Source organism: Allobosea spartocytisi (genome assembly GCF_014764685.1).
Classification (GTDB): domain Bacteria; phylum Pseudomonadota; class Alphaproteobacteria; order Rhizobiales; family Beijerinckiaceae; genus Allobosea; species Allobosea spartocytisi.
On record NZ_JACXWY010000003.1, the window covers coordinates 58,406 to 84,831 of the forward strand.

Annotated in this window: 26 protein-coding genes and 1 riboswitch; of the genes, 19 read left to right on the forward strand and 7 right to left on the reverse strand. The window is 68.8% G+C overall.

The features are described from left to right. The 4 genes from IED13_RS05630 to cobU all read right to left on the reverse strand — a co-directional run bounded on the left by IED13_RS05630 (nt 1) and on the right by cobU (nt 3,709). Nucleotides 1–1,656 carry an acyl-CoA dehydrogenase family protein gene (locus IED13_RS05630; protein ID WP_191123633.1) on the reverse strand — a complete coding sequence of 552 codons (1,656 nt, stop codon included), beginning with the start codon at nt 1,654–1,656 and terminating at the stop codon, nt 1–3. Beyond that, nucleotides 1,653–2,273, reverse strand: coding sequence for a TetR/AcrR family transcriptional regulator (locus IED13_RS05635; protein ID WP_191123634.1), 621 nt, complete (start codon nt 2,271–2,273; stop codon nt 1,653–1,655). The genes IED13_RS05630 and IED13_RS05635 overlap by 4 nt, the downstream gene beginning before the upstream one ends. Before the next feature lie 295 nt (nt 2,274–2,568). Then, nucleotides 2,569–3,177 (reverse strand): cob(I)yrinic acid a,c-diamide adenosyltransferase, encoded by a 609-nt coding sequence (gene cobO, locus IED13_RS05640; protein ID WP_191123635.1) that lies wholly within the window; start codon nt 3,175–3,177, stop codon nt 2,569–2,571. 13 nt (nt 3,178–3,190) lie between these two features. Continuing rightward, nucleotides 3,191–3,709 carry a bifunctional adenosylcobinamide kinase/adenosylcobinamide-phosphate guanylyltransferase gene (gene cobU / locus IED13_RS05645; protein ID WP_191123809.1) on the reverse strand — a complete coding sequence of 173 codons (519 nt, stop codon included), beginning with the start codon at nt 3,707–3,709 and terminating at the stop codon, nt 3,191–3,193. Between the two features lie 182 nt (nt 3,710–3,891). Further along, nucleotides 3,892–4,077: riboswitch (cobalamin riboswitch) on the forward strand. A gap of 37 nt (nt 4,078–4,114) precedes the next feature. Here cobU and IED13_RS05650 point away from each other — a divergent pair. From IED13_RS05650 to cobJ, 9 genes are read left to right on the forward strand one after another with little or no spacing between them, the layout of a single operon-like run. Further along, entirely contained in the window at nt 4,115–4,291 is a 177-nt protein-coding gene (locus IED13_RS05650; RefSeq protein WP_038364570.1) for a CbtB domain-containing protein, read from the forward strand. Nucleotides 4,292–4,303: 12 nt separating this feature from the next. After that, nucleotides 4,304–5,047, forward strand: a complete 744-nt coding sequence (locus tag IED13_RS05655; protein ID WP_191123636.1) for a CbtA family protein — start codon at nt 4,304–4,306, stop codon at nt 5,045–5,047. A gap of 41 nt (nt 5,048–5,088) precedes the next feature. After that, nucleotides 5,089–5,478, forward strand: coding sequence for a DUF1636 family protein (locus IED13_RS05660; protein ID WP_112765217.1), 390 nt, complete (start codon nt 5,089–5,091; stop codon nt 5,476–5,478). Between the two features lie 4 nt (nt 5,479–5,482). Further along, nucleotides 5,483–6,538 carry a cobalamin biosynthesis protein CobW gene (cobW, locus tag IED13_RS05665; RefSeq protein WP_191123637.1) on the forward strand — a complete coding sequence of 352 codons (1,056 nt, stop codon included), beginning with the start codon at nt 5,483–5,485 and terminating at the stop codon, nt 6,536–6,538. Between the two features lie 9 nt (nt 6,539–6,547). Then, complete coding sequence (gene cobN / locus IED13_RS05670; protein ID WP_191123638.1) at nt 6,548–10,105, forward strand: cobaltochelatase subunit CobN; 3,558 nt, start codon at nt 6,548–6,550, stop codon at nt 10,103–10,105. Then, nucleotides 10,102–11,493, forward strand: coding sequence for a precorrin-3B synthase (locus IED13_RS05675; RefSeq protein WP_191123639.1), 1,392 nt, complete (start codon nt 10,102–10,104; stop codon nt 11,491–11,493). The genes cobN and IED13_RS05675 overlap by 4 nt, the downstream gene beginning before the upstream one ends. Then, nucleotides 11,490–12,122 carry a precorrin-8X methylmutase gene (locus IED13_RS05680; RefSeq protein WP_191123640.1) on the forward strand — a complete coding sequence of 211 codons (633 nt, stop codon included), beginning with the start codon at nt 11,490–11,492 and terminating at the stop codon, nt 12,120–12,122. The genes IED13_RS05675 and IED13_RS05680 overlap by 4 nt, the downstream gene beginning before the upstream one ends. Beyond that, the gene (locus tag IED13_RS05685; protein WP_191123641.1) at nt 12,097–12,867 is read left to right on the forward strand and encodes a precorrin-2 C(20)-methyltransferase; all 771 of its coding nucleotides are present in this window, start codon (nt 12,097–12,099) and stop codon (nt 12,865–12,867) included. The genes IED13_RS05680 and IED13_RS05685 overlap by 26 nt, the downstream gene beginning before the upstream one ends. Then, nucleotides 12,864–13,655, forward strand: a complete 792-nt coding sequence (gene cobJ, locus IED13_RS05690; protein WP_191123642.1) for a precorrin-3B C(17)-methyltransferase — start codon at nt 12,864–12,866, stop codon at nt 13,653–13,655. Before IED13_RS05685 ends, cobJ begins: the two co-directional genes overlap by 4 nt. Here the strand turns inward: cobJ and IED13_RS05695 are convergent. Next, nucleotides 13,598–14,362: a cobalt-precorrin-6A reductase gene (locus IED13_RS05695; RefSeq protein WP_191123643.1), complete on the reverse strand. Its 765-nt coding sequence runs from the start codon at nt 14,360–14,362 to the stop codon at nt 13,598–13,600. The two genes, cobJ and IED13_RS05695, sit on opposite strands and share 58 nt — an antisense overlap. Here IED13_RS05695 and cbiE point away from each other — a divergent pair. From cbiE to bluB, 5 genes are all read left to right on the forward strand, one after another. Next, nucleotides 14,361–15,608, forward strand: a complete 1,248-nt coding sequence (gene cbiE / locus IED13_RS05700; protein WP_191123644.1) for a precorrin-6y C5,15-methyltransferase (decarboxylating) subunit CbiE — start codon at nt 14,361–14,363, stop codon at nt 15,606–15,608. The two genes, IED13_RS05695 and cbiE, sit on opposite strands and share 2 nt — an antisense overlap. A gap of 160 nt (nt 15,609–15,768) precedes the next feature. After that, nucleotides 15,769–16,158, forward strand: a complete 390-nt coding sequence (locus tag IED13_RS05705; RefSeq protein WP_191123645.1) for a cobalamin biosynthesis protein — start codon at nt 15,769–15,771, stop codon at nt 16,156–16,158. 13 nt (nt 16,159–16,171) lie between these two features. After that, entirely contained in the window at nt 16,172–16,936 is a 765-nt protein-coding gene (gene cobM, locus IED13_RS28690) for a precorrin-4 C(11)-methyltransferase (protein ID WP_248312471.1), read from the forward strand. Beyond that, the gene (locus tag IED13_RS05710; RefSeq protein WP_260368372.1) at nt 16,933–18,258 is read left to right on the forward strand and encodes a cobyrinate a,c-diamide synthase; all 1,326 of its coding nucleotides are present in this window, start codon (nt 16,933–16,935) and stop codon (nt 18,256–18,258) included. The genes cobM and IED13_RS05710 overlap by 4 nt, the downstream gene beginning before the upstream one ends. Then, complete coding sequence (bluB, locus tag IED13_RS05715; protein ID WP_191123647.1) at nt 18,255–18,869, forward strand: 5,6-dimethylbenzimidazole synthase; 615 nt, start codon at nt 18,255–18,257, stop codon at nt 18,867–18,869. Before IED13_RS05710 ends, bluB begins: the two co-directional genes overlap by 4 nt. A 137-nt stretch (nt 18,870–19,006) precedes the next feature. Here bluB and IED13_RS05720 read toward each other — a convergent pair whose 3' ends face one another. Beyond that, entirely contained in the window at nt 19,007–20,671 is a 1,665-nt protein-coding gene (locus IED13_RS05720) for a caspase family protein (protein WP_191123648.1), read from the reverse strand. A 409-nt stretch (nt 20,672–21,080) separates the two neighbouring features. Between IED13_RS05720 and IED13_RS05725 the strand changes: the two genes are divergently transcribed. The 5 genes from IED13_RS05725 (at nt 21,081) to IED13_RS05745 (ending at nt 25,849) form a co-directional block, all read left to right on the forward strand. After that, nucleotides 21,081–21,848, forward strand: coding sequence for an ABC transporter ATP-binding protein (locus tag IED13_RS05725; protein WP_038364593.1), 768 nt, complete (start codon nt 21,081–21,083; stop codon nt 21,846–21,848). Beyond that, entirely contained in the window at nt 21,835–22,581 is a 747-nt protein-coding gene (locus IED13_RS05730; protein WP_191123649.1) for an ABC transporter ATP-binding protein, read from the forward strand. The genes IED13_RS05725 and IED13_RS05730 overlap by 14 nt, the downstream gene beginning before the upstream one ends. Nucleotides 22,582–22,648: 67 nt before the next feature. After that, nucleotides 22,649–23,851, forward strand: a complete 1,203-nt coding sequence (locus IED13_RS05735) for an ABC transporter substrate-binding protein (RefSeq protein ID WP_370955008.1) — start codon at nt 22,649–22,651, stop codon at nt 23,849–23,851. Nucleotides 23,852–23,953: 102 nt separating this feature from the next. After that, complete coding sequence (locus IED13_RS05740) at nt 23,954–24,841, forward strand: branched-chain amino acid ABC transporter permease (protein ID WP_038364595.1); 888 nt, start codon at nt 23,954–23,956, stop codon at nt 24,839–24,841. An 18-nt stretch (nt 24,842–24,859) separates the two neighbouring features. Then, nucleotides 24,860–25,849: a branched-chain amino acid ABC transporter permease gene (locus IED13_RS05745; protein WP_191123650.1), complete on the forward strand. Its 990-nt coding sequence runs from the start codon at nt 24,860–24,862 to the stop codon at nt 25,847–25,849. 18 nt (nt 25,850–25,867) lie between these two features. Here the strand turns inward: IED13_RS05745 and IED13_RS05750 are convergent, their stop codons facing one another. Then, nucleotides 25,868–26,389: a hydrolase gene (locus IED13_RS05750; RefSeq protein ID WP_248312472.1), complete on the reverse strand. Its 522-nt coding sequence runs from the start codon at nt 26,387–26,389 to the stop codon at nt 25,868–25,870. Between the last annotated feature and the right edge of the window lie 37 nt (nt 26,390–26,426).

The following is a 26,426-nucleotide window of genomic DNA, read 5'->3' on the forward strand; positions in this document are numbered from 1 at the left end:
CTAGTTGGGAACGGGCACGGCTCTCCCCGCGATCGCCTGCAGATCGGCGCCCTGCGGCAGCGAGCCGAAATGTCCCGACCAGCCGCCGGCCAGCCGCGAGGCGACGAAGGCGTCGGCGACCGCATGCGGCGCGTGGCGGATCAAGAGCGAGGCCGACAGGGCCAGCGCCATCCGCTCGACGAAGCGTCGTGCCAGATGCTCGTGCCTGAGCACATCGACGAGATCGGTCTCCAGCTCGGTCAGGAAGGCGTCGTAGCGCGGATCGTTGCCGCGGGCGGCGCGCAATTCGTCGAGCAGGGCCGGCACGCAATCGGGATAGCGGCGGATCGAGCGGAGCACGTCGAGGCAGACGACATTGCCCGTGCCCTCCCAGATGCCGTTGAGCGGCGCCTCGCGATAGAGCCGCGCCATCAGATGGTCCTCGATGAAGCCGTTGCCGCCATGGCATTCCAGCGCTTCGGCGACGACCGGCGTGACGCGCCTGCAATTCCAGTATTTCGCGATCGGCGCGCCGATGCGGCCGAGCAGCTTCTCGGCCTCGCTCTCGCCTTCGCGATCGAGCGCATGGACGAAGCGGAAGGCGAGCCAGGCGGAGGCCTCGGCCTCCAGAGCGAGGTCAGCGATCACATTCGTCATGATCGGCTGGTCGATCAGCGCCTTCTGGAAGGCGCGGCGATGCGCGGTGTGATGCGCGGCCTGCGCCACCGCATGGCGCATCAACCCGGCCGAGCCGACGGCGAAATCGAGGCGGGTATAGTGGTTCATCTCCAGCCCGGCGCGGATGCCGTGACCGGGCTCCCCGATGAGGTGGGCGAGGACGCCGCGGAACTCGACCTCGGAGGAGGCATTCGACTTGTTGCCGCACTTGTCCTTGAGCCGCTGGATCTGCAGCCGGTTGCGCGAGCCATCCGGCAGCCAGCCCGGCGCGACGAAGCAGGAGACCCCCTCCTCCGTCCGCGCGAGCGTCAGGAAGACGTCGGAATGCGGGACGGAAAAGAACCATTTATGGCCGGTGAGCGAGTAGGTGCCGTCGGCATTGCGCGTCGCGACCGTCTGGGTCTGGCGGAGATCCGAGCCGCCCTGCTTCTCGGTCATCGCCATCCCGACCGTGCCGCCGCGCTTCTGCGTGGCCGGCAAGGGGCGCGGGTCGTACTCCGACGAGATGACCAGCCGGCCGAACTCGGCCCAGCGCGCGGAATCGCGCTGCAGCACGGGAATGGCCGAATAGGTCATGCCGAGCGGGCAGCAGATGCCGTTCTCGCCCTGGTTCCAGAGATAGGAGACTGCGGCACGCGCCACCTGCGCGCCTTGGTGCGGCCTGGTCCAGCACAAGGAATGGAACTCATCGCGCATCGCGAGGCCCATCAATTCGTGCCAGGCCGGATGGAACTCGATCTGGTCGACGCGCCGGCCCCAGCGATCATGCGTGCGCAATTCCGGCAGGCTGCGATTGGCCTGCCGCGCCAGGTCCTGGACCGCTTGCGACCCGACATGGCCACCGACCACGCTCGCCTGCTCGCGGAACCAGCCGGCTCCGAAGCTATCGAGAATGCGGCCGAGAGCCGGATCCGCCGCGAAGGCATCGTAATCCGCCAGCGCCGGCGCCTGATTCAGCACCTCGTGCGTATCGTAGCCGTAAGCGTCGAGCGTGCTCATGTGGCCTGTCCTTCTCGGGAGATCAGCGCGGCGAGGGAGAGATCGGCGAGAGCCGTGGCAATCTCGCGGCCGCGCTCGGGCGTGATCGCGCGCTCCGGCGAGAGCGGGCCGATCAGCGCCTCCATGAAGCCACCGACGATCATCGCGGCCGCCGCGTCCGGATCGACGGGGCGAAAAGCCCCCTGCCTGCCGCCCTCGATGACGAGCGCGCGAAAAATGCCGGCGATCTCGCGGCGATAGTCAAGCCGTGTCGCGTCGACCGCCGGGTCGGCGGGCTCGGCGATCATCGACCAGGCGAGGCGGCGATTGGCGAAGGCGCGCCGGGCGAAAGCCTCGACCGCGGCGGTCAGGCGCTTGGTGACGGGAGCATCGCTCGCGGCGATCTCGCGCAGCACGGCGAGCTCGCGCGTCGAGACGATAGCGACGATCTCGGCCATCAGCTCGGCCTTGGAGGCGAAATAGGAATAGACGCTGCCGGTCGAGACGCCGCTGGCGGAAGCCACCGCGGCGATCGAGGTCTCGTGGAAGCCGACTTCGGAGACGATCCCGCGCGCGGCGGAGAGGATCGCCTCCCGCTTGCCGGCCTTGCGCGGTTGCTTTGGCGTTCCGTCGGCCATGCGGGCTCCGAATTGAACTTGAATTCAGATTCAATTTGAGAGCGAATGCCGCCCTCGTCAAGAGGCTCGGGAACTCCTCTCCTTTCCAGGAGAAGAGTAGGGGGAGGTGTTCGGAGCGAAAAGGTCGGCTTGAATCCAGCCGCGCTGTGAGCACTAGCGGAACTGGTCCGACTCCCACACCTCGCCCTGCCCTCTCCTTCCAGGAGAGGGATCCTCGCGCCTCGACCGGGACCTCCGAAGTCACGTCCCAGAAAGACGACGCTTCCGGCTTCCCGTGCCAACCTGCGAGGCAACGTTAGAACTCGATCCCTTCCTGCGCTTTCACGCCGACGGCGAAATGATGCTTCACCAGCGTCATCTCGGTGACGAGGTCGGCCGCCTCGATCAGCTCTGGCTTGGCGTTGCGGCCGGTAACGACGATGTGGAGGTCCGGCCGGCGGGCGCGGAGCACCTCGACCGCCTCGGCGAGCGGCAGATAGTCGTAACGCAGGGCGATGTTGAGCTCGTCGAGCACCAACAATCTGATCTTGGGATCGGCCATCAACTCCCTGGCCTTGGCGAAGGCGCGCTCGGCGGCGGCGATGTCGCGGGCCTTGTCCTGCGTCTCCCAGGTGAAGCCCTCGCCCATGCTGTGCCAGCTCACCTGATCGCCGAAGGCTTCGAGCGCCCGGCGCTCGCCGGTCGACCAGGCGCCCTTGATGAACTGCACCACGCCGATGCGCCAGCCATGGCCGAGCGCGCGCAGGATCAGGCCGAAAGCCGCCGTCGACTTGCCCTTGCCGGGGCCGGTGTTGACGATCAGGAGCCCCTTCTCGAGCGTCTTGGAGGCGACCTCGGCGTCCTGCACCGCCTTGCGCTTCTCCATCTTCGCCTTGTGGCGGGCGGCATCTTCGCTGTCGGTCATCTTTTCATCCGCATCATTTCACGCGCATCGGCAATCCGGCGACCATGAAGACCACGCTGGCAGCGCGCGCCGCAAGCGCCTGATGCAGCCGCCCGGCCTCGTCGCGGAAGCGGCGGGCGAGCGCGTTCTCCGGCACGATGCCGAGGCCGACCTCGTTGCCGACCAGAACGAGCGGGGCGCAGACGCGCTCGCAGGCAGCGATCAAGGTTTCCCGGGCGGCGGCCGTATCATGCTCTGCGAGGATCAGATTGGTGAGCCAAAGCGTCAGGCAGTCGACCAGGATCGGACGGCCCGCCGGCTGGGCGGCGATGGTCTCGGCCAGATCGAGCGGTGCATCGACCGTCTGCCAGCCGGCGGGCCGGCGGGCGCGATGCTCGGCGATGCGCTCGCGCATCTCGTCGTCATAGGCCTGGGCCGTGGCGATATAGCTCCAGGGCGCCGGCAACGCCTCGATCAGCGCCTCGGCATGGCGGCTCTTGCCGGAACGGGCGCCGCCAAGGACGAGGGTGAGATGGGGGATTTCTTTCTGCATCGCATCGGCCGCTGGTTTCACGAGCCCTCATCCTGAGGAGCCGCGTGAGCGGCGTCTCGAAGGATGTTCCAGAAAGCTCCGGAACCATCTGGAGCATCCTTCGAGACGCGCCTGCGGCGCTCCTCAGGATGAGGGCTCGCGGATGACACGTCCTTTGCATTGCACAGCAGTCCGCCGAAGGCTAATGATCGTCGCTGACGGTGCCTCCGCGAGGAGGTGAAAAGGGAACGCGGTGCGAGACCGCGGCTGCCCCCGCAACTGTAAGCGGATGTCCTTCGCCATCGGCCACTGGAGCGCACGCTCCGGGAAGGCGGCACAAGGGCGCCAAATCCGCGAGCCAGGAGACCTGCCGTCGACCCGCAACGATCCAACCGGCTGCCGGCGGGGCGGCTACGGAGAACAGTCATGAATACCGTTTCGGTTTCCACCTCACAGATCAGCGTCTCGGAGCGGGTGAAGGCAGTCGCCGCCGCCCTCATCGTCGGAATCGCATTGGTCTATACGACCGGTTTCGCGGCCTCGACGAATGTCCACAACGCCGCGCACGACACCCGCCACGGCCTCGCCTTTCCCTGCCACTGAGGGAAAGCCATCATGGTCACGCGCGTTCTCACGGTCAGCATCCTGGCCGGGCTCCTGGCTGGCTTGATCGTCGCCGCCCTGCAGCATGTCACCACCACCCCGCTGATCCTCAAGGCGGAAACCTATGAAAACGCCATGCGCGACGGAGCGAGAGCGCATCTCGCCTTCGCGCAGGGCGAAGCCCGCATCATCCTCGCCCATGGCGGCGCCGATCACGCCGAAGGGGCGGAGCATGACGAATGGAAGCCGCAAGACGGTGCCCAGCGCATGCTCTTCACCAGCGTCGCCACCATCGGCACCGCGATCGGCTTCGCGGCGCTGCTGCTGGCCGGCATGCTCGCGGCGGGCGACAGCATCGACCCGCGCCGCGCGCTGATCTGGGGCGCCTGCGGCTTCCTCGCTTTCGGCCTCGCGCCGGGAATGGGGCTCGCTCCGGAACTGCCGGGAGCCGCCTCGGCCGCCCTGCAGGCGCGCCAGCTCTGGTGGCTCGCGACCACCATCGCCACCGCGATCGGGCTGTTCCTGTTCCTGCGCTACGAGGCGCCCTGGCTCAAGCTCCTGGCCGTCGTCGTGATCCTGCTGCCGCATCTCGTCGGGGCGCCGCATGCGCCGACGCCGGAGAGCAAGGTGCCGGCCGAGCTCGCCGCGCATTTCACCTCGCTGTCGCTCGGCATCCAGGCCGCGCTCTGGCTGGTCACCGCCTTCATGGTCGGCACGCTCTGGCCCTGGATGAGCCGCCGCGCGGCTGCGGCCTGAGGATAGCGGTGCCTTCGGGCGCCGCGCGAAAGGCAAACCAGATGTCCGAGGGCGACCTCACCATTCATGTCTGCACGGCCTGCCGCCGTGCCCGCGCCGACCTCCCCGATGGTTACGACCAGCCGGGGCTGGCGCTGGCCGAACGCCTCGCCGCTCAGCTCGCAGCCAAGGGTAGCACGATCCCCGTGCTGCCCGTCGAATGCCTCGCCGTCTGCAAGCGGCCCTGCACCATCGCGCTCAGCGCCGACGGCAAATGGACCTATCTGATCGGCGACCTCGACACCGACACCCATCTCGACGAGATCGTCGGCGCGGCGGAGGCCTATGCCGCCAGCGCCAACGGCATCGTTCCCTGGAAAGAACGACCGCAGTCCTTCCGCAAGGGCGTGGTCGCGCGCGTGCCGCCTTTGCCGGCGCGCCAGCAAGGATGACATCATGAACGCTCCGCAGACCGCCAATCTCGGCAAGACGCCCTGCACGATCATCACCGGCTTCCTCGGCGCCGGTAAGACGACGCTGGTGCGCCACCTCCTCGAAAACGCGCAGGGCAAGAAGCTCGCCGTGCTCGTCAACGAATTCGGCGATCTCGGCTTCGACGGCGAATTCCTCAAGGGCTGCGGCATCGCCGGCTGCAGCGACGAGGACGTGGTCGAGCTGCCGAATGGCTGCATCTGCTGCACCGTCGCCGACGATTTCGTGCCGGCGCTGGAGAAGCTGCTGAATCGGCCGAACCCGCCCGAGCATATCCTGATCGAGACCTCCGGCCTCGCCCTGCCGAAGCCGCTCGTCACCGCCTTCAACTGGCCGGCGATCCGCTCGCGCGTCACGGTCGACGGCGTCATCGCCGTGGTCGACGGGCCGGCCGTGGCCGAGGGCCAGTTCGCCGATGATCCGGAGGCACTCGCGGCACAAAAGGCGGCCGACGCCTCCGTCGAACATGACAACCCGCTGGAGGAGGTGTTCGAGGACCAGATCCTCTGCGCGGATCTCATCCTGCTCAACAAGAGCGACCTCGTCGACGAGGCCGGTCGCGCGCGGGTCAAGGCTGAGATCGCCGAGCATCTGCCCAAGGCAATCAAGATCGTCGAGACCTCCCATGGCAAGGTCGAGCCGGCGCTGATCGTCGGCCTCGGTGCCGCGGCCGAGAGCGATCTCGCCGCCCGCCCTTCGCATCACGGCGAGGGCGAGCACGATCACGACCATGACGATTTCGACTCGGTCGCCGTGCCGCTGCCGGCGGGCCTCACGCCGGAGGAACTGACGGCGCGCGTCGCCAAGGCAGCCGAGGCCGAGGGCGTGCTGCGCCTCAAGGGCTTCACCGCCGTGCCAGGCAAGCCGATGCGGCTCGTGGTGCAGGGCGTCGGCCGGCGCGTCGGCCATCATTTCGACCGGCCCTGGGCAACGAGCGAAGCCCGCGACGGGCGCCTCACCGTGATCGGGCTCAAGGGCTTCGATCTCAAGGCCGTGGAAGCGGCTCTCGCGGGGGCGTAACATCGGCCGATGCATCTTCTCCCGACCAGCGAGATCAGGCTCGACGATGGCGAAGACGCCGTCGATCTCGCCCTGCCGCCGGGAGATGTGCTCATCCTCTCCTTCACCGACAGCGACCTTTCGGCGCTGGCGGTGGCGGCGGGTGGCAGCAGCCTGTCCGTTCGGCTCGCGCCGCTCCGGCGCCTGAGGCATCTGCTTTCGGTCGATTTCCTGATCGAGAAGACGGCCGCGCATTGCCGCTTCGTGCTGGTGCGCTGCCTCGGCGGGCTGGACTACTGGCGCTATGGCATCGAGCAGCTCGGGGCGGCCTGCCGCGAGAAGGGAATCCCGCTCGCGATCCTGCCCGGCGACGAGCGCGACGATCCGAGGCTCGGCGAACATGCGACGGTGCCGGCGGAGCTTGCGGCGGAACTGCTGGCCTATTTCCAGGCGGGCGGCGGCGCCGAGAACATGCGGCGGCTGCTGTCGCGGATTTCCGCATATGTGACAGAGGTTCAACCCTCATCCGACCCGGCTTCGCCGGGCCACCTTCTCCCCCGAGGGGAGAAGGACGAGACGGATACCACCGCATCCCTCTCCCCTCGGGGAAGAAGGGGCCGGCAGGCGGATGAGGGCCGGCGCGACGCGACCGATCTTGCGCCTTTTCCTCTCCCAGCTTTCTTCGCGCTCGATGGCGACGGCCTTCCTCTGCCCTGGCGAGACGCGCTTGCCGCCCTGCCGGCAGCCAAGCCGCTTGTCCCGATCCTGCTCTACCGCTCCGGCGTCGCGGCCGGCGACACGGCTATGGCCGAGGCGATGACCGCCGCCCTCGCCGCCCGCGGCCTCGCGCCCCTGCCCCTGGCCCTGACCAGCCTGAAGGACCCGACCGTCACGGCGGAGCTCGCCGCGCTGATCGCGACCCGCAGACCCGAACTGATCGTCACCACCACCGCCTTCTCTGCTCGCGAAGGCACCGATTTCGTGCTCGACGCCGCCAATTGCCCGATCCTGCAGGCCATGCCCGTCGGCAGTCCGCGCGAGGCCTGGGACGTCTCGCCGCGCGGCCTCTCCGCCGCCGATCTCGCCATGCAGGTGGCGCTGCCGGAATTCGACGGACGCATCGGCGCCATTCCAGTCGCCTTCAAGGCGGAGGAGAATGACCCGGCGACCGGGCTTACCATCCGCCGGCTGCTGCCGGATGCCGAGGGCATCGCCGCGCTGGCCGATCTCGCGGCCGGCTGGATCGCGCTGGCACGGAAGCCTGCAGCGGAGCGCCGGCTGGCGCTGGTGATGTCCGACTATCCCGCGCGCGGGGGCCGGGCCGGCTTCGCCGTCGGGCTCGACACGCCGGCGAGCGTGACGGCGATCCGGGAATTGCTGGCCGAGGCGGGATATGAGGTTGGACCGTTATCCTCCACCGTCATCCCGGGCGACCAAACGGAAACCCGGGATTCATGCCTGAACCTTTCCGAGCGGCGTTCCGGCATGGATCCCGGATCGACGCCGCTGACGCGTCTTGTCCGGGATGACGATGAGGGGATGACGGAGGGAGCCTTGCTGATGGCTTCTCTCACCGCAGGCCCGACAAGCCTGTGCATCCGGCTCGCGACCTATCATGCCTGGCTCGCCGCGATCCCTGCCCCCGCCCGCGAAACACTCCTCGCCGCCCATGGCGCGCCTGAGGCCGATCCAGCCTGCCGCGACGGCGCCTTCCGCTTCCGCGCCGTGCGCCATGGCAAGCTCATCGTCGCCCTGCAACCGCCACGCGATGCGACGCCCGACCGCAAGGCTGTTTATCACGACCCCGACGCGCCGCCCGGTCACGGCTATCTCGCCTTCTACCTTGCGTTGCGCCAGTCCGAAGCCATCGACGCGCTGATCCATCTCGGCACGCACGGCACGACCGAATGGCTGCCCGGCAAGGCGGTGGCGCTCTCGGCCGGCTGCTGGCCGCGCCTGGCTGTCGGCGGATTGCCGGTGATCTACCCTTATGTTGTCGACGATCCCGGCGAAGCAGCGCCCGCCAAGCGGCGGCTCTCGGCCCTTACGCTCGGCCATCTGCCGCCGCCGCTGGCCGAAGCCGAAGCCGCCGGCGAAACCGCGCTGCTGCGCGATCTCGTCGAGGAATTCTCGCAGGCGCAGGTGCTGGATCCGCGCCGCGCCGACGTCATCGCCGCGGAAATCCGGGCGCGGGCCGAAGCGAGTGGGCTCGCGGCCTCCTGCGGCGTCGCGCCGGACATGTCGATGAGCGAGGCGTTGACGCGGCTCGACGCGCATCTCTGCGACATCGCCGAACTGCCCTTCCGCGACGGCCTGCATATCTTCGGCCATTCCGACGCCGACCCGGCTTCCGCCCGCAACGAGCGCGAAAACCTGCTAGCCGCCCTCGACGGCCGCTTCGTCCCGCCCGGCCCCGCCGGCTCGCCGCATCGCGGCCGGTCCGATGTGCTGCCGACCGGGCGCAACCTCTCGACGCTCGACCCCCGCGCGATCCCGACGCGGGCGGCGGCCCGACTGGGCCAGCTCGCGGCGCAGGCGGTGGTGTCGCGCCATCTGCAGGATCATGGCGATTATCCGCGCCGGATCGTGATGGACCTCTGGGCCTCACCGACACTGCGCTCCGGCGGCGAGGATATCGCCCATGCGCTGGCGCTGATGGGCGTCGAGCCGCTCTGGGACGTTGCCTCGACCCGCGTCACCGGCTTCAGCATCACCCCGCAGCCGAAGCTCGCCTATCCGCGCCTCGACGTAACCGTGCGCATCTCCGGCACGTTCCGCGACACCTTCCCTGGTCAGATCGCCCTCATCGATCAGGCCGCACGCGCCGTCGCGGCACTGAACGAGCCAGACGATTGGAACGAGCCGGCCGCTGCCCACCGTCGCGGCGGGCATGGCGCACGCATCTTCGGCGCCGCGCCCGGCCGCTATGGCGCGGCCATGGCCGACCGCGCGCTTGATGGCGACTGGACCGAGCGGGCGGATCTGGGCGCCGCCTATCTCACGGCTTCCGACCATGCATATGGCGGGCCGGAAGGCGTGGGCATGCGCGACGCCGGCTTCGGCGCGCGCATTCGCGCTTCCGACGCCTTCATCCATGTCAGCGACACCGCCGGGCGCGACATTCTCGAAGCGACGAGCGCCGCCGACGTCATCGGCGGGCTCGCCGCGGCAGCCAAGGCGCTCGGCGCCAATCCCGCCCTCTACAGCCTCGACAGCTCGAACCCGGAAGCGCCGAAGGCGCGTACGCTGGCCGAGGACATCGCCCGCATCGTCCATGGCCGATTGACACATCCGCGCTGGATCGCCGGCCAGCTCGCCCATGGCTGGCGCGGCGCGGCGGAGCTGGCCGAGGCGGTCGACACCCTCTTCGTCTTCGCCGCCAGCACGGATGCCGTCGCCGACGGGCTGTTCGACGCCGTCTTCCAGGCCTATTGCGCCGATCCGCAGGTCTGGGCGGCGCTGGAAACCAACAATGCGCCGGCTGCCGCCTCGATCCGGTCCCGGCTCGCCGATGCCGCACGGCGCGGACTCTGGACGAGCCGGCGCAACTCGGTCGGCGCCTTCCTGGCGCGGGAGGCCGCAGAATGAGCGCGCTGTCCCGAAAGGAATCGCTGGCGTCGGCGGAAGCGCTGAGGCGCGGCTGGTGCCCGAGCACGCTCCGGCCGATGGAGACCGGCGACGGTTGGCTGGTGCGGCTGCATCCGCCGGGTGCGAGGCTGACTCCCGTTCAGTTGCGGCGGATCGCGGCGCTGGCCGCGGCGCATGGCAATGGGCTGGTCGAAATCTCGGCGCGCGGCAATCTGCAGATCCGCGGCGTGACGCATGAGAGCCATCCGGCGCTGGTCGAGCGCCTGCTGGCGGAGCGTCTCGTCGATGAACATGACGGCAACGGGCCGCAGCGGCTGACGCTGGTTTCGCCGCTGGCGGGATTTAACGAGGCCGTCCTGCTCGGGCTCGACCCGAGCATCTCTTCGACGCGTTTCTCGGCTCGGCGCCATGCGCCGCCCGAGAATGACGGCCGGGGCTTGATCGATGCCTTCGCGCTGGCCGAGCAGATCGAACGGCAGGCCCGCGCGATTCCAGGCCTGCCGGCCAAGCTCTGCGTCATCGTCGACGATGGCGGCCCCCAAGCGCTGGATGGGCTCGCTTGTGATATCCGGCTCGTCGGCATCGGAGCCGGGCGTGTGGCGCTGTGCCTTGCGGATCGCCTCTGGCGCGGCCCGATCCCCGGTGATGACGCTGCCGCAGCGGTTGAAACCATCCTGGACCGCTTTGCGAAGCTGCGAAGCGCGGCGCCCGACCGCGTCCGCCGCCTGCGCGATCTGTCGCCTGAAGCCCTGGCCGGCCTCACCGCCTTGCCCGAAGTCAACGGGCCCATGCGACGCCCTCCGCCCCGGCGCGCCGGGCTGTTCAAGCTGGCGGAGGAACGTTTCGCGGCGCTCATCGGCCTGCCCTTTGGCCGCTGCGATGCGACAGCGCTCGACAGGCTCGGCGCAGGCACCGAGGCGAGCCTGGCCGATATCCGGCTTTCGCCCTGGCGGGGGCTCGCCTTCCGCGATCTCGACCGCAGGGAAGCCGTGAACCTGCTCGCGCTGGCGGGTGATCTCGGGCTGATCACGCGCGACGACGATCCGCGCCTTTCCGTGCAAGCCTGCGCCGGCAGCCCCGCCTGCTCGCGCGCCGAAGCGCCGACCATGGCGGATGCGGCCGTTCTCGCGGAGGCTGCCGCCGGCCTGCTCGCGCAGGGCGTCACGCTGCATGTCTCCGGCTGCGTCAAGGCCTGTGCCCACCCTGCGGCAGCCGACCTCACCCTGGTGGGGCGAGACGGGCGTTATGACGCCGTGTTGGGTGGCACGACGCGGGACAATCCGGTCGCGACGCTTGACCTTTCGACGCTGCTGGCGCGATTGCAGCCCGGACAGGAGATTCACGCGCAGCTGGCCAAGGCCGTGCGTTCAACAGGACCGCGCGGTTGAGCAAGGCATATGACTACATTCAGGACGGGGCGGCGATCTATGAGCGCTCCTTCGCCATCATCCGCGCCGAGGCTGATCTCGCCCGCTTCGGCGGAGCGGCCGAGCGCGTCGTGGTGCGCATGATCCATGCCTGCGGCATGACCGATCTGCCTGATGACGTCGAGATGTCGGCGGATTTCGCCAAGGCTGCGCAAAGCGCTCTCAGGGCCGGCGCGCCGATCCTTTGCGACGCGAAGATGGTCGCCAATGGCGTGACGCGCGCGCGGCTGCCGGCCGGCAACGAAGTGCTCTGCACGCTTGACGACCCGCAGGTTCCGGCCCTTGCCGCCGGGATGGGCACGACCCGCTCCGCCGCCGCGATGGAGCTGTGGAAGCCAAGGCTTGAAGGCTCCGTCGTCGTGATCGGCAATGCGCCGACCTCGCTGTTCCGCCTGCTCGAAATGCTCGATGCCGGCGCGCCGAGGCCAGCCGCGGTGATCGGCATCCCCGTCGGCTTCGTCGGCGCGGCGGAATCGAAGGAAGCGCTGGCCAGGGACGGGCGCGTGCCCTTCCTCGTGGTGCATGGGCGGCGCGGCGGCTCGGCGATGGCGGCGGCAGCCGTCAATGCGCTGGCGCAGGACAAGGAATAGCCAGGTGAGCGGGACAGTGAAGACCCTGCTCTACGGCGTCGGCCTCGGGCCGGGCGCACCGGATCTGATGACGGTCAGGGCCCGCGAGATCATCCTCTCGGCCGACCGGCTCGTGCATTTCTGCAAGCGCGGCCGGCGCGGCAATGCCCGCGGCACGGCGGACGCGATCATCGCGCCCGATCCGGCCCGCGAGATCGAACTCGCCTTTCCGGTGACGATCGAGGCCAATGTCGGCGAGCCCGATTATGACGGGCCGATCGCGGCCTTCTACGAGGAGGCTGCCGAACGGCTCGCGGCCGAGATGCAGGCCGGGCGGACGCTCGCCGTGCTCTGCGACGGCGACCCGTTCTTCTACGGCTCCTTCATGCATCTGTGGCGGCGGCTCTCCCCGCGCTTCCCGACCGAGATCGTGCCCGGCGTCACCGGCATGACCGGCGCCTGGGGCGAGGCCGGCGCACCGATCACCTGGGGCGACGACGTCATGACCGTGCTGCCCGGCACGCTGCCGGAGGCGGAGCTGGCGCGCCGCCTCGCCGATACCGACGCCGCCGTGATCATGAAGCTCGGCCGCAATCTGCCGAAGGTGCGCCGGGCGCTTGTGGCCGCCGGGCTGGAAGGGCGCGCGATCTATGTCGAGCGCGCGACCATGGCGCGGCAGGTCGTGGCGCGTCTCGCCGACAAGGTCGATGACGAGGCTCCCTATTTCGCGATGGTGCTGGTGCCCGGCGAAGGGCGACGCCTGTGACCGGTTCCCTCACCATCGTCGGGCTCGGCCCGGGCACGGCGGAGTGGATCACGCCGGCCGCGCAGGCGGCGCTCGATGCCGCGACCGACATCGTCGGCTACGGCCCCTATGTCGACCGGGTGCCGGAGCGGGAGGGACTGACCAAGCACGCCTCCGACAACCGCGTCGAGGTCGAACGGGCCTCCCATGCGCTGCGGCTGGCAGCGGAGGGTCGCAAGGTCGCGGTCGTCTCAGGCGGCGATCCCGGCGTCTTCGCCATGGCGGCGGCAGTGTTCGAGGCGCTTGAGGCCGGCCCCGCCGAATGGCGTGCACTTCCGATCACGGTGGAACCCGGCATCACCGCGATGCTGGCAGCGGCTGCGAAGGCCGGGGCCCCGCTCGGCGGCGATTTCTGCGCGATCTCGCTTTCGGACAATCTCAAGCCCTGGGAGGTCGTGACGGCACGGCTCGGAGCCGCGCTCGCGGCCGATTTCGTGATCTGCCTCTACAATCCGATCTCGAAGGCGCGGCCCTGGCAGCTCGGCAAGGCGCTGGAGCTGGCGGCAACGCATCGCGACGCGGCGACGCCCGTGCTCTTCGCCCGCGCCGTCGGGCGGCCGGACGAGAATCTGCGCGTGCTCACGCTGGCGGAGGCCGTTGCGGCCGCGGGCACGGCCGATATGGCGACCCTGGTGATGATCGGCGCGTCCAGCACGCGGTTGATCGCGCGCGAGGGCGGAGCCCCTTACGTCTACACGCCGCGCTCGGTGACGAAGAGCCCCTGCGTCACCAGCCAGGGCAGGACCTGATCGATATGATCGACGGTCTCGACATCGGGCTTGGGCGGCCTTTCCACCATGATCACCGGCAAAGCGAGCCGGCGCGCGGCCGTGAGCTTGCCGACGGTCGCCGGCCCGCCCGAATTCTTGCTGACCAGGACCTCGACGCCTTCGCGGCGCATCAGATCCTCCTCGTCGTCGGCATCGAAGGGACCGCGCTGCTGGATGACGTCGACATGTGGCACCGGCAAGCGGTCGCCGATCGGCTCGATGGCGCGCACCAGATAGCGATGCTGCGGCGCATCGGCGAAGGCTGGCAATTCGAGGCGGCCGACCGTCAGGAAGACCCGCCGGGGTTCACGTCCCAGCGCCTGGACCGCCGTCTCGATGTCCGGCACGGACTTCCAGCGGTCGCCGTCGCGCGGTTTCCAGGAATCGCGCCGGATCGCCAGCAGCGGCACGCCTTCCGCCTTGCAGGCATGCTCGGCATGGAAGGGCATGATCGCGGCGAAGGGATGGGTCGCATCGACGACGGCGACGATGCCCTCCTCGACGAGGTAGCGCCTGAGACCCTCGATGCCGCCGAAGCCGCCGATCCGCACCGGCAGATTCGTCGGCCGGGGATCGACGGTATGCCCCGCCAGCGAGATAATGGCACGAATTTCGGGAGCCTGATCAGCCAGAAGCTGGTCAAGCGCAGCAGCTTCGCTCGTTCCGCCAAGGATGAGGACGGTCATGCCGGCAGTCTTACGTGAATCGGTTATTCTGTCGAGCCGCCCGGCTTCGCCCTGGCTCTCGCTGATCGGCCTCGGGGAAGATGGTGCCGCCGGACTCTGCCGCGAGGCGCTCGCGGCGCTGAACGAAGCCGAGATCGTCTTCGGCGGCGAGCGGCATATCGCGCTGGTCGGCTCCGTTCCCGGCGAGCTTCGCTCCTGGCCGCAGCCCTTCCGCAACGCGCTGCCGCAGATCCTGGCCGAGCGCGGCCGCAAGGTCTGCGTGCTCGCGACGAGCGACCCGTTCCATTACGGCATCGGCAACAGCCTGAGCCGGGCGATCCCGCCCGAGGAGATGCGGATCATCCCGCAACTTTCCTCCTTCTCGATGGCCTGCACGCGGATGCGCTGGCCGCAGGAGGAATGCGCGCTGGTCTCACTGCACGGCCGCACGCTCTACCGGATCGTGCCGCATCTCCAGCCCGAGGCGCGCATCCTCGCTTTGTCCTGGGACGAGACGACGCCGCGCGCCGTCGCCGACCTGATGACCGCGCGCGGCATGGGCGCAAGCCGGATCGTGGTGATGGAATCGCTCGGCGGCCCGCAGGAGCGCATCCGCGAATGTCGCGCCGATGCCTTCGCGCTCGACGATATCGTGCCGCTCAACCTGATCGCGGTCGAGGTCGCGGCCACCCGTGACTCGCGCATCCTGCCGCTGACGCCGGGGCTCGACGAGGAATGGTTCGCCCATGACGGGCAGATCACCAAATCGGAGATCCGCGCCATCACGCTGTCGGCACTGGCGCCGCGCGCGGGCGAATTGCTCTGGGATGTCGGGGCCGGGTCGGGCTCGGTCGCCGTCGAATGGTGCCAGCGCCACACCCGCAACCGGGCCATCGCCTTCGAGGCCCGCTGCGAGCGGGCCGAGCGGATCGCCCGCAACCGGCTCGAGCTCGGCGGGCTTGCCGTCGAAGTGGTGGGTGCGGCGCCGGTCGGCTTCGTCGGACAGGAGGCGCCGGACGCCGTCTTCATCGGCGGCGGCCTGACGGAGGAGGCGCTGTTCGAGGCCGCCTGGGCGGCGCTCAAGCCGGGCGGCCGGCTCGTCGCCAATGTCGTCACCCTCGAGGGCGAGGCGAAGCTCGCCGCGCTCCATGCCGAACATGGCGGGTCGCTCAGGCGCATCTCGATCGACCGGCTGGCGCCGGTCGGCGGCAAGCATGGCTGGCGCCCGGCGATGCCGGTGACGCAGTGGCGGGTCGAGAAGCCTTGAAGGCCGCTTCGCGTTCCCTCTCCTCCATCGTCATTCCGGACAAGCCGCAAAGCGGCGCCGATCCGGAATCCAGCGGAGGGCTCGGCGTTCTACGATGGATTCCAGGTCTCCGCTTCGCTGCGCCCGGAATAACGGCGCGGGTCGAACGGAGTGCGCAACCATGACCGCCCGCCTCGTCGCCGGCATCGGCATCAGGCCCGGCACGGAGGCCGCCGACATTCTCGCCTGCCTCGACGAGGCTCTGGCGATCGCCGGGCTTTCCGGCATGGCGACGCCGCGCTTCGCCACGCTGGCGAGCCGCGCCGCCGAGGCCGGCATGGTCGCGGCCGCCGCCGATCGTTCGGCCGAGCTCGTCGCCATCCCCGACGAGGCGCTGAAGGGATACGAAGCCGCCTGCGCCACGAGCTCGACCCGGATCGCCTCGCTCTACGGCGTCGGCTCGGTGGCGGAGGCCGCCGCGCTCGCCGGCGCCGGGCCGGGCGGCACGCTGGTGCAGCCGCGCATCGCGACCGGGCGCGTCACCTGCGCGCTCGCCAGGACAGCATCATGAAACCGCTCCGCGCATGACCATCCATTTCATCGGCGCCGGCCCCGGCGCGCCCGACCTCATCACCTTGCGCGGGCGCGATCTCATCGCGGCTGCGCCCGTCTGCCTCTATGCGGGATCGCTGATCCCGCAAGCCATGCTGGGCTGGTGCCCGCCCGGTGCGCGCATCATCGACACCGCCCCGCTCGATCTCGACGCCATCATTGCCGAGATGGAAGCTGCGCATCAGGCCGGGCAGGACGTCGCGCGCCTACATTCCGGCGACCTCTCGATCTGGAGCGCGGTGGGCGAGCAGATGCGCCGGCTCGATGCGCTGGGGATTCCCTATACGGTGACGCCGGGCGTGCCGGCCTTCGCTGCCGCGGCCGCCGCGCTGAAACGCGAATTGACGCTGCCGGGCGTGGCACAATCGCTGGTGCTGACGCGCACCTCCGGCCGTGCCTCTTCCATGCCGGAAAAGGAGACGCTCGCGACCTTCGCAGCTTCCGGCGCGACGCTCGCCATCCATCTCTCGATCCATGTGATCGAGCAGGTCGTGGCGGAGCTGACGCCCTTCTATGGCTCGGATTGCCCCGTCGCCGTGGTGTTCCGGGCGACATGGCCGGACGAGACAGTGCTCAGCGGCTCGCTTGCGACCATCGCCGCGCAGGTGCGGGCGGGCGCGCTGGAGCGCACGGCGCTGATCCTGGTCGGGCCGGCGCTGGCAGCCGACGATTTCGGCGAGAGCGCGCTTTATTCAGCCGGCTACGATCGCCGCTTCCGGCCGGGGGGTGGTACGTGATCGCGCGCGGGCTTCTCATCGCCGCGCCGCGCTCCGGCTCCGGCAAGACGACGATCACGCTCGGGCTGCAACGCGCGCTCGTGCGGCGCGGACTCACGGTACGCGGGCTGAAATGCGGGCCGGATTATATCGATCCCGCCTTCCACGCCGCGGCGACGGGCGCAGCGAGCGCCAATCTCGACAGCTACGCGATGTCGGACGGGCTGCTCGGGCACATAGCGGGCGAGGCGGCGGATGGCGCCGACATCGTCATCGCCGAAGGCTCGATGGGGCTGTTCGACGCCGTGCCGGGCGCGGCCGGCCATACCGGCGCCAGCGCCGACATCGCCGCGCTGACGGGCTGGCCGATCGTGCTCGTCATCGACGTTTCCGGGCAGGCGCAATCGGCGGCGGCCGTCGCGCTCGGCTGCAAGGTTTACGACCCCCGCATCCGTGTCGCCGGCGTCATCCTCAACAAGGTCGCGAGCGCGCGGCACGAGCGATTGGTGCGGCAGGGCATGGAGCTGATCGGCCTGCCCGTGCTCGGCGCGCTGCCGCGCGAGGCGAGCCTCATCCTGCCCGAGCGCCATCTCGGGCTGGTGCAGGCCGGCGAGACCGCGGATCTGCATGCCAGGCTCGACGCCCTGGCCGAGGCCGTGTCCGCCGCCGTCGATCTCGAGGCCGTCATCGCGGCCGCCGGGGAGACGCGACTGCCTTCGGCGGAGACGGCGACACCGCCGCTGCCTCCGCCCGGCCGACGCATCGCGATCGCGCGCGATGCCGCCTTCTCCTTCGTCTATCCGCATGTCGAGGCGGGCTGGCGCGCGGCGGGCGCCGAGATCGTTCCTTTCTCGCCGCTGAGAGACGAGCCGCCGCCGGAGGATTGCGATGCCTGCTGGCTGCCGGGCGGCTATCCCGAACTCCATGCCAGCACGCTCGCTGCCGCCGGCCGCTTCCTCGGAGGCTTGCGCCGCTTCGCCGAAACCCGCCCGGTCCATGGCGAATGCGGCGGCTACATGGTGCTGGGCCGCAAGCTCACCGACGCCGACGGGGTGACGCACGCCATGGCGGGGCTGCTCTCGGTCGAGACCTCCTTCGCGAAGCGGAAGATGAATCTCGGCTATCGCCGCGCGGTGCTGGAGGCGGATGGTCGGCTCGGCCCGGCCGGCACGGCGCTGACGGGGCACGAATTCCACTATGCGAGCATCGTCACGCAAGGCGAGGACCCGCCCTTCGCCACCGTCCGCGACCCGCATGGCTCGCCTCCCGCCGTCGCCGGAAGCCGCCGCGGCCTGGTGACGGGTTCGTTCTTTCACGCCATCGCGACGGCGGAATCGGCGTGAGCGGCCCCCCAGCCTTCGACACGGGCTTCGCGCAGCAATTTGCGGAGCTGCTGCGCTGGCGGCGCGATGTGCGGCGGTTCAGACGAGACCCGGTCCCCGCCGGGCTGATCGACGATCTGCTCGCGCAGACGCAGCTTTCGCCCTCGGTCGGGCATTCGCAGCCCTGGCGCTGGCTCGCCGTCACGGAGACAGCCCAACGCGAGGCGGTGCAGGAGAGCTTCCGCCGCTGCAACGCCGAGGCGCTGGCCGCCTATGAAGGCGAGCGGGCCGCGCTCTACGCCCGGCTCAAGCTCGAGGGTCTGCGCGAGGCCCCCGTGCAGTTCGCCGTGTTCTGCGACCACGGCACGCAACGCGGCCACGGCCTCGGCCGGCAGACCATGCCGGAAATGCTGGATTATTCGGTCGTCGCGGCGATCACGCAGTTCTGGCTGGCGGCGCGCATCCACGGCCTCGGCGTCGGCTGGGTCTCGATCCTCGAGCCCGCCGAGATCGCTGCCGCGCTGGGCGCGCCGCCGGAGTGGAAGCTGATCGCCTATCTCTGCATCGGCTGGCCGGAAGAGGAATGCGCCGTGCCGGAACTGGTCAAGGCGGGCTGGGAAACCGGGCGATAAGCCAGGACCGCACGGGCGGAGCCCGAGGCGGTCGGCGCGCGTCCCGAACCCGTCGATAAAGCGTCGCCCCCGGCCGGCCTACATAACAAAGAGCCGGCCCAAGGGCCGGCTCTTCATGTCTCGCTCAATCCCGTGCCTCAGCGGCCGCGCAGGATGCCGCCCATGATGGCGCCGCCGAGGATCGAGCCGAAGGCGGCCGCACCAGCTGAATCGCCCGTCGCGTCGCCGCGCTGCCGCACCCGGCCCTGATAGCCAGTGCTGGTGGTGCCGGCGCGCGGGGTGCCGGAGCTGGCAACGCCGCGCTCGCGAGCGAGGTCGCGCTGATACATCTCGTCACCCTCATAGGTGATCTTGCGGGTGGCCGCCGTGCCACCCTTGCGCTCGACCGTCCTGCTCTTCTTCTCGGTGGCAGCCTTCGCTTCATCCGCGAGCAAGCGCTGGTAGGCGGGCTCGCTCTGCGCGCGCAGCGCCGTCGCCTGCAAGGCCGTGAGGAAGCCGGTCTCCGGCACGCTGCGCGACTTCTGCCAGTCCTGGATCGCCTTGCGCTGGCCCGGCCCGAAATTCGCGGCGAGCTTGCCGGGCTGGAAGCCGGCGACGCGCAGGCGGGTCTGCAGCTCGCGCCGGCCCTTCGCGTCGAGCTTCATCGCAGCCTCGGTCTGGGCGGTGCCGATCTCCTTCTTCAGCGCCTCATCGGTCACGGCGGGAGCAGCGGCAGCGGCGGCCGTCGCGGCATTGGCCGGCGGCGTCGCCGCCTCCAGGCTCGCGAGCCGGTTGCGCGCGAAGGTGGCGAACTGGCCGGAGGGGAAGGCGTCGAGATAGGCGCGATAGTCGGCCGCGGAATTGCCGCGCTCGGCCACCTCCCAGGTCTTGATATCGATCTGGCTGCGGTCGAAGACCGGTGCCGCCGGCATGGTCGGCGCGGGCACCGCCGCATTGATCGCCTTGGCCGCGTCGGCGCTGCCGCCGGCCACGTCGGTCGCGGAGGCCGCGGCCAGCTTCAGCGTCGGGTTCAGCTTGAACTCACCGATGATCGAGGAATTGGTCCAGGGCTTCTGCTTCTTGCCCGTCGATTCCCAGACATCGGCGCGGACGCGGTCCATCACCGTGGTGATCGACACTTCGGGTGTCTCGATATGCTTCAGCAGCGCATCGGTGAAGGGGCTGTGCCCGTCCTTCTCGCCGTCGAGCGCGGTCGCGCGCGGATCGGTGGCGAAGGCGATCAGGATGCCGGAGGCGGACTGCGTCTCGATCGGCGTCAGGCCACGGGTCACGGCGCGCGACCTGGCGGCAAGCTGGGACGCGAAAGGATTGTCGCGGCAGGCATCGAGGATGACGATGTTGACCCGCTCGTCGCGCTGCATCTGGCGCAGGATGAGCTGGATATTGACGGCACGGAAATCGAGATCGGCCTCCGAACGCAGCGAGGCATCGACCGGAATGAGGTAGTTCTCATCGCCCACGGCGATGCCGTGACCGGCATAATAGACCAGCCCGGCCTTGGCGCCGTCGAGCCTCTGGGCGAACTGGCGCACCAGATTGGTCATGTCGTCCATCTTGAGGTCGTAGCCCTCGACCACCTCGAAGCCGAGACGCTTGAGCGCCGCCGAGACACCCTTGGCATCGCGCATCGGGTTGGCCAGCGGCGGCACCGCCGAATAGGCGCTGTTGCCGATGACAAGCGCAACGCGGCGCTCGGGAACGGCGGCATGGGCTGCTGGGGCAAGCGCCACAGCACAGAGCACCAGCGCAAAGGCCACGGCCATTCGGGCACGGAACACCGAAATGCGAGTCGCGACGCTCACGACAACCTCCCAGCTCAATCATGCGCGCATCGCGGCCATCTGTGGCCACTCGCGCGACGGGACACGCCTAAAATATCAAAATAGCGGTGATCGAAGGCAGCCACATTTCTACCGCAATCACCCCGACCGGTAAACCAGCTTTCCCTTGGTCGCAGCCGACCGGCGGCGGGTTCAAAGTGATGCTGCCCAACCTCCCGCGAACGGCGCGCAGCTTGCGCGTGCGGGCACGCGCCGCGCGTCCTCCATTCGCATGACATCGCCCGCATAAGACAAAGGGATGAGATCGGGCCCCGGACGGCGTTCGGAACAAGGCCGAACGTTGACTTATGCGGGGAGCGCGGTGCAGCATGACATGCAAGGGGAAACGATAAACCAAGAAAGACGAAGCTGATGAAGGTCAGTATTCCGCATGCCTGAAGATATTATTTTGTCGACTTCAGGTTTGACCAAGGAATTCGCCGGCTTTACGGCGGTCAGCGGCGTCGACCTCAAGGTCAAGCGCGGCTCGATTCATGCGCTGATCGGGCCGAATGGAGCGGGCAAGACGACCTGTTTCAACCTGCTGACCAAGTTCCTCCCGCCGACGCGCGGGACGATCGTCTATAACGGTCGCGACATCACCGGCGAGAAGCCGGCCGAGATCGCCCGGCTTGGCCTCGTTCGCTCCTTCCAGATCTCGGCCGTTTTTCCGCAGCTCTCCGTCCTGACCAATGTCCGCATCGCGCTGCAGCGCAAGCGCGGCGACTCCTTCGATTTCTGGCGCTCGGAGCGCAGCCTGAAGAACCTCGACGCCGAGGCGCGGCGGCTGGTCGAGGCGGTCGGCCTCTCCCCCTTCCTCGAACTGACCGCAGGCGAACTCTCCTATGGGCGCAAGCGGGCGCTGGAGATCGCGACGACGCTGGCGCTCGAACCCGAGATGCTGCTGCTCGACGAGCCGATGGCCGGCATGGGACGCGAGGACATCGAGCGGATCGAGGCGCTGATCCGCAAGGTCTCGGCCGAGCGCACCATCCTGATGGTCGAGCACAATCTCTCGGTCGTCGCCTCGCTCTGCGACCGTATCACCGTGCTGGCGCGCGGGCAGGTTCTGGCCGAGGGCGACTACGCCACCGTCTCGAAGGATCCGCGCGTGGTCGAGGCCTATATCGGCTCGGGAGGCGGACATGGCCATCACTGAAGCCGCCCGGGCCCCGGCCGCCGCGGCCGGCACCGCGCCCTTGCTGAAAGTGCGCGGGCTCGAGGCCTGGTACGGCGAATCCCATGTGCTGCATGGCATCGACCTCGACGTCGCGCCGGGCGAGGTGGTGACGCTGCTCGGCCGCAACGGCGCCGGCAAGACCACGACGCTGAAATCGATCATGGGCGTCATCAGCAAGCGCAAGGGCTCGGTTGTGCTGGAGGGCAAGGAGACGATCGACCTGCCCTCGCGCGCCATCGCCCGGCTCGGCATCGGCTTCGTGCCGGAGGAGCGCGGCATCTATGCCTCGCTCTCGGTCGAGGAGAACCTGATGCTGCCGCCGCAGGTGCGCCCCGGCGGGCTGTCGCTGGAGCGCATCTTCACGCTGTTCCCCAACATCAAGGAGCGGCTGAAGAGCCAGGGCACCAAGCTCTCGGGCGGCGAGCAGCAGATGCTGGCGATCGGGCGCATCCTGCGCACCGGCGCCCATCTCCTCCTGCTCGACGAGCCGACCGAGGGGCTCGCGCCGGTGATCATCGAGCAGATCGGCCGCACTATCGCGGAGCTGAAGCAGGAAGGCTTCACCATCATCCTGGTCGAGCAGAATTTCCGCTTCGCCCAGACGGTCGCAGACCGGCACTATGTCGTCGAGCAGGGCAAGGTCATCGACATGATCCCCAATGCCGAGCTCGACGCCAATATCGACAAGCTCCACCGCTATCTCGGGGTCTGACCCGCTCAGCGCCCCGCAATCAGAAAAGCGCCGGGAAACGCCGGCATCCACCTCAGGGAGAACGATGATGAAGCTGAAGACCTTCCTCGCGACGAGCGCGCTCGCCGTCCTATTGGCAAGCCCGGCCTTCGCCCAGCAGATCTCGGTCAAGGCCGGCGTGCTGAACGACCGCTCGGGCCTCTATGCCGACCTCGCCGGCGAGGGCTCCGTTGTCGCCGCCCGCATGGCGGTCGAGGACTTCAAGGCGGCCGAGAAGGGCATCAAGGTCGAGATCGTCTCGGCCGACCACCAGAACAAGCCGGATGTCGGCTCGACCATCGCGCGGCAATGGTACGATCAGGACGGCGTCGACCTGATCCTCGACGTGCCGACCTCCTCGGTCGCGCTCGCCGTCAGCCAGATCACCAAGGAAAAGAACAAGATCAACATCAACTCCGGCGCCGGCTCCTCGGACCTGACCGGCAAGGCCTGCAACGCCAACACCATCCACTGGACCTATGACACCTACGCGCTGGCACAGGGCACAGGCGGCGCCATGGTGAAGGCCGGCGGCGACAGCTGGTTCTTCCTGACCGCCGACTACGCCTTCGGCCATGCGCTGGAGCGCGACGCGACCGCGACCATCACCAAGGCCGGCGGCAAGGTGCTGGGCTCGGTCAAGACGCCGTTCCCGGGCACCGACTTCTCGTCCTTCCTGCTGCAGGCGCAGGCCTCGAAGGCCAAGGTGATCGGGCTCGCCAATGCCGGCAGCGACACCACCAACGCGATCAAGCAGGCGGGCGAGTTCGGCATCGTCGCCGGCGGCCAGAAGCTCGCAGGGCTCCTCGTCTTCATCAGCGACGTCCATGCGCTCGGCCTGCAGGCGGCGCAGGGGCTGGTCCTGACCGAATCCTTCTACTGGGACCGCGACGACCAGACCCGCGCCTGGTCGCAGCGCTTCGCCAAGCTCAATGGCGGCAAGATGCCGACCATGGTGCAGGCGGGCGTCTATGCCGGCCTGCTGCACTATCTCAAGGCGGTCGAGGCCACCAAGAGCAAGGACACGGCGACCCTCATGGCCAAGATGAAGGAAATGCCGACGGACGACCCGCTCTTCGGCAAGGGTTCGATTCGCCCGAACGGCCGCAAGATGCACGACATGTATCTCTACGAGGTCAAGAAGCCGTCCGAGTCGAAGGGCCCGTGGGACTACTACAAGCAGATCTCCGTGCTGCCGGCCGAGCAGGCCTTCCAGCCTCTGGCCGAGACCGGCTGCTCGCTCGTCAAGTAACACGCGCTTCCGGTCCCTCCACCGTCATCCCGGGCGCCCGCAGGGCGACCCGGGATCACGAAGAGGTTCGAGAGCCCACCCACAAGATGATCTGAGCCACGCATGTTCGAGCTTCTCGGAATCCCGCCACAAGCCTTGTTCGGCCAGGTCCTGCTCGGCCTGATCAACGGCTCGTTCTATGCGATCCTCAGCCTCGGGCTCGCGGTGATCTTCGGGCTGCTCAACATCATCAACTTCACCCATGGCGCCCAGTACATGATGGGCGCTTTCGTGGCCTGGATGGCGCTGAACTATCTCGGGCTGAATTACTGGGTCGCGCTGCTGCTGGCGCCTATCGTGGTCGGCGCCATCGGGGTCCTGATCGAGCGGCTGCTGCTCAAACGCATCGCCCATCTCGACCATCTCTACGGGCTCCTGCTCACCTTCGGCCTGGCGCTGATCATCCAGGGCCTGTTCCGTAATTATTACGGCTCGTCCGGCCTGCCCTATGGCATCCCGCCGCAGCTTTCGGGCGGGCAGAATCTTGGCTTCATGTTCCTGCCGAACTACCGGGCCTGGGTGATCGTCGCCTCGCTCACCGTCTGCATCGGCACCTGGTTCCTGATCGAGAAGACCAAGCTCGGCGCCTATTTGCGCGCCGCGACCGAGAACCCGACCCTGACCCAGGCCTTCGGCATCAACGTGCCGCTGCTGGTGACGCTGACCTACGGGTTCGGCGTCGCGCTCGCGGCCTTCGCCGGCGTGCTCGCCGCGCCGATCTACTCGGTCAATCCGAATATGGGTGGCGACCTGATCATCGTTGTCTTCGCGGTGGTGGTGATCGGCGGCATGGGCTCGATCATGGGCGCGATCGTCACCGGCTTCTCGCTCGGCCTGATCGAGGGCCTGACCAAGGTGTTCTATCCGGAGGGCGCCGCGACCGTGATCTTCGTCATCATGGTGCTGGTGCTGCTGGTGAAGCCCGCCGGCCTGTTCGGCCGCCCGGCCTGACGCGAGAGGGACAACGACATGACCGATCTCGCCACCACCGAAGCTGCCAGCGGCGTCGCGCTCGCCGAGACCGACGACAGCACCGCGAAGCTGCACCGCAACCTGTTCATCGCCATCGCGGTGCTGCTCGTGGTCGCGCCCTTCGTCGCCTATCCCGTCTTCGTGATGAAGGTGCTCTGCTTCGCGCTGTTCGCGCTCGCCTTCAACCTGCTGCTCGGCTATGGCGGCCTGCTTTCCTTCGGCCACGCCGCCTATTTCGGCATGGCGAGCTATGTCAGCGCCTACACCGCCAAGAACTGGGGCCTTACGCCGGAGCTCGCGATCCTGCTCGGCACCGTGGTCGCAGCCCTGCTCGGCACGGTGTTCGGCGCGCTCGCCATCCGCCGCCAGGGCATCTATTTCGCGATGATCACGCTGGCGCTGGCCCAGATGGTGTTCTTCTTCTCGCTGCAGACGCCGCGCTTCACCGGTGGCGAGGACGGCATCCAGGCCGTGCCGCGCGGCAAGTTCCTCGGGCTGATCAGCCTGGAGGACGACCGCGCGCTCTACTGGCTGGTGGCGGCGATCTTCCTTGGCGGGGTGCTGATGATCTACCGCATCATCCACTCGCCCTTCGGCCAGGTCTGCAAGGCGATCCGCGACAACGAGCCCCGCGCCATCTCGCTCGGCTACCGCGCCAACCAGTATAAGCTGATGGTCTTCGTGCTTTCGGCCACGCTCGCGGGGCTTGCCGGCGCGACCAAGGCGATCGTCTTCCAGCTGGCGTCGCTCACCGACGTCTACTGGACGATGTCCGGCGAAGTCGTGCTGATGACGCTGGTCGGGGGGCTCGGTACCGTCTTCGGCCCGATCGCCGGCGCGGTCGTCATCGTCGCCATGCAGAACTACCTCGCCAGCCTCGGCTCCTGGGTGCTCGTCGTCCAGGGCGGCATCTTCGTGCTCTGCGTCCTGCTCTTCCGCGAGGGCATCGTCGGCCTCGTCGCGAAATGGATCAAGAAGCCGCTTTGACGCTTGAGAGCGGCGGGATCAGCGGATCAGCTGAGAGATCGCCCTGAACTGCGGATGCTCGGCGCTCCGCAGCCATTCGAACAGCACCATCTCGGTGGTGACGATCTCGGCCCCATGCGCCGCGAGGCGGCGGATCGCGACAGCGTGCGATTCCGGCGCGCGGGAGCCGACGGCATCCTCCACCACCACGACGCGGCGACGATGCTCGAGCAGGGTGATGGCCGTCTGGGCGACGCAGACATGCGCCTCGCAGCCGCAGATGAGGATGTCCCTGTCGCCGCCCAGGACTTCGAGAACGGCCGGCTCGGCGCAGGCGTCGAAGCTCGTCTTGGCGATGGCAGGGGCGGCTCCGGCGAGTTCCGGAACGGTCGGGCCGAGCTTGGACGGGCTCTGTTCCGTGACGATCACGGGAATGTCGAGCAGGCGTGTCGCTTCGACGAGGCGGACCGCATTGGCCAGGACCCGTCCTCCGTCATGGATCGCCGGCACCAGCCGGGCCTGCAGATCGATGACCAGCAGCACGGCGTTCCCTGCATTCATGAGCGGCATCGGTCCGGTTCCCTGCGACAAGTGCGCC

What these genes read in the sequence shown, in the direction of transcription:
- IED13_RS05705 (WP_191123645.1), top strand. Translation starts at nt 15,769, where the DNA reads ATGACCGCCCGCCTCGTCGCCGGCATCGGCATCAGGCCCGGCACGGAG.
- cobM (WP_248312471.1), top strand. Translation starts at nt 16,172, where the DNA reads ATGACCATCCATTTCATCGGCGCCGGCCCCGGCGCGCCCGACCTCATC.
- IED13_RS05655 (WP_191123636.1), top strand. Translation starts at nt 4,304, where the DNA reads ATGGTCACGCGCGTTCTCACGGTCAGCATCCTGGCCGGGCTCCTGGCT.
- cobO (WP_191123635.1), bottom strand. Translation starts at nt 3,177, where the DNA reads ATGACCGACAGCGAAGATGCCGCCCGCCACAAGGCGAAGATGGAGAAG.
- IED13_RS05730 (WP_191123649.1), top strand. Translation starts at nt 21,835, where the DNA reads ATGGCCATCACTGAAGCCGCCCGGGCCCCGGCCGCCGCGGCCGGCACC.
- IED13_RS05740 (WP_038364595.1), top strand. Translation starts at nt 23,954, where the DNA reads ATGTTCGAGCTTCTCGGAATCCCGCCACAAGCCTTGTTCGGCCAGGTC.
- cbiE (WP_191123644.1), top strand. Translation starts at nt 14,361, where the DNA reads ATGCCGGCAGTCTTACGTGAATCGGTTATTCTGTCGAGCCGCCCGGCT.
- IED13_RS05685 (WP_191123641.1), top strand. Translation starts at nt 12,097, where the DNA reads ATGCGCTGGCGCAGGACAAGGAATAGCCAGGTGAGCGGGACAGTGAAG.
- IED13_RS05735 (WP_370955008.1), top strand. Translation starts at nt 22,649, where the DNA reads ATGAAGCTGAAGACCTTCCTCGCGACGAGCGCGCTCGCCGTCCTATTG.
- cobU (WP_191123809.1), bottom strand. Translation starts at nt 3,709, where the DNA reads ATGCAGAAAGAAATCCCCCATCTCACCCTCGTCCTTGGCGGCGCCCGT.
- cobW (WP_191123637.1), top strand. Translation starts at nt 5,483, where the DNA reads ATGAACGCTCCGCAGACCGCCAATCTCGGCAAGACGCCCTGCACGATC.
- cobN (WP_191123638.1), top strand. Translation starts at nt 6,548, where the DNA reads ATGCATCTTCTCCCGACCAGCGAGATCAGGCTCGACGATGGCGAAGAC.
- IED13_RS05650 (WP_038364570.1), top strand. Translation starts at nt 4,115, where the DNA reads ATGAATACCGTTTCGGTTTCCACCTCACAGATCAGCGTCTCGGAGCGG.
- IED13_RS05750 (WP_248312472.1), bottom strand. Translation starts at nt 26,389, where the DNA reads ATGAATGCAGGGAACGCCGTGCTGCTGGTCATCGATCTGCAGGCCCGG.
- IED13_RS05675 (WP_191123639.1), top strand. Translation starts at nt 10,102, where the DNA reads ATGAGCGCGCTGTCCCGAAAGGAATCGCTGGCGTCGGCGGAAGCGCTG.
- IED13_RS05630 (WP_191123633.1), bottom strand. Translation starts at nt 1,656, where the DNA reads ATGAGCACGCTCGACGCTTACGGCTACGATACGCACGAGGTGCTGAAT.
- IED13_RS05635 (WP_191123634.1), bottom strand. Translation starts at nt 2,273, where the DNA reads ATGGCCGACGGAACGCCAAAGCAACCGCGCAAGGCCGGCAAGCGGGAG.
- IED13_RS05745 (WP_191123650.1), top strand. Translation starts at nt 24,860, where the DNA reads ATGACCGATCTCGCCACCACCGAAGCTGCCAGCGGCGTCGCGCTCGCC.
- IED13_RS05660 (WP_112765217.1), top strand. Translation starts at nt 5,089, where the DNA reads ATGTCCGAGGGCGACCTCACCATTCATGTCTGCACGGCCTGCCGCCGT.
- IED13_RS05725 (WP_038364593.1), top strand. Translation starts at nt 21,081, where the DNA reads ATGCCTGAAGATATTATTTTGTCGACTTCAGGTTTGACCAAGGAATTC.
- IED13_RS05695 (WP_191123643.1), bottom strand. Translation starts at nt 14,362, where the DNA reads ATGACCGTCCTCATCCTTGGCGGAACGAGCGAAGCTGCTGCGCTTGAC.